Origin of the sequence: Nocardia exalbida NBRC 100660, assembly GCF_000308575.1 — a bacterium.
GTDB lineage: Bacteria > Actinomycetota > Actinomycetes > Mycobacteriales > Mycobacteriaceae > Nocardia > Nocardia exalbida.
Map to the genome: position 1 here is coordinate 1 of NZ_BAFZ01000103.1, position 1,462 is coordinate 1,462.

Annotated in this window: 1 protein-coding gene; it reads right to left on the minus strand. The window is 68.4% G+C overall.

Going from position 1 to position 1,462, the window contains the following annotated elements; genetic code table 11:
* Positions 1–1,462: amino acid adenylation domain-containing protein (locus ON29_RS24980; protein ID WP_040870038.1), on the minus strand; the 1,462-nt coding region annotated here is incomplete at both ends.

The window sequence follows — 1,462 nt, forward strand, 5'->3', positions numbered from 1 at the left end:
ACCACCCAGGGCGAAGAAGTCGTCGTCGAGCCCGACTTCCGTGGCGCCCAGCAGCCCGGCGAACACCTCGGCCACGGCCTGCTCCACCGGGGAGCCCGGCGCCCGGAACGCGACGGCGCTGTCGACCCGCGGGGCCGGTAGGGCGCGGCGGTCGAGTTTCCCGTTCGGGGTCAACGGCAACGCCTCCAGCACCACGATCGCGTCGGGCACCATGTAACCGGTCAAGAACTCCGCGACCTGCCGACGCAGCACCGACGCATCCGAACTCGTCCCGGCATCGGGCACCACATACCCGACCAAGCGGTCACCGGCGTGCTCGTCGGCACGCACCACCACCACCGCCTGGCTCACCCCCGGACACCGCAACAACGCCGCTTCGATCTCCCCCAACTCGATCCGGAACCCACGCAGTTGGACCTGCTGATCCCCACGCCCGGCGTACTCGAGGGTGGCCAGGCCACCCAGGCCCACCCACCGGCCGATATCACCGGAGCGGTACATCCGCGAACCCGGCGCACCGAAGGGATTGGCGACGAAGCGGGTAGCGGCCAGGCCGGGACGGCCGAGGTAGCCGCGGGAGAGCTGAGCGCCCGCGACGTAGATCTCTCCGGCGACGCCGACCGGCGCGGGGTTGAGCCGGTCGTCGAGCACGTACGCGTCCAAGCCGGGGATGGCGCGTCCGATCACGCTGGCCGGGTTGTCGGCCATCTGCTCATCCAGCGCCAGGTAGGACACGTGCACCGTGGTCTCGGTGATGCCGTACATGTTCACCAGCCACGGCGCGTCCACCGGGTGGCGCTCGTACCAGCGCTGCAACTGGCGCAGATCCAGTGCCTCACCGCCGAACACGACGTAGCGCAGCGCGAGTTCGCCCTGCTCGTCCGGGTGCGCGGCGCGGTCGGCCTCGGCGAGCTGGTAGAAGGCCGAAGGGGTCTGGTTGAGGACGGTGACCTGTTCGCGGATCAACAGTTCGCGGAACTGTTCCGGCGAGCGGGAGGTCAGGTAGTCGACCACGACGACGGTGCCGCCGTTGGCCAGCGCACACCACAGTTCCCACACCGAGAAGTCGAACGCGAAGGAGTGGAACAGTGTCCACACATCGGTTTCGTCGAACTCGAACAGCGACTGGGTGTTGGCGAACAACTCGACCACGTTGCGGTGCGCGACCCCCACACCCTTGGGCACACCGGTGGAGCCGGAGGTGTAGATGACATACGCCAGGTTGTCCGGCCGCAGCGGCACCACACGTTCGCGGTTGCGGACGCGTGCGTCGTCGTAGCCGGTGGTGTCCTCCAGCAGGAGGACCGGAATATTGCCCGCGGGTAGCGATTCCCGCTCGGTGGCGGTGGTCAGGATGCAGACCGGGGCGGCGTCATCGAGCATGAACTCCAACCGCTGCACCGGATAAGTCGTGTCGATCGGCAGATACGCCGCACCCGCGGTCAACACACCCAACAGCGCG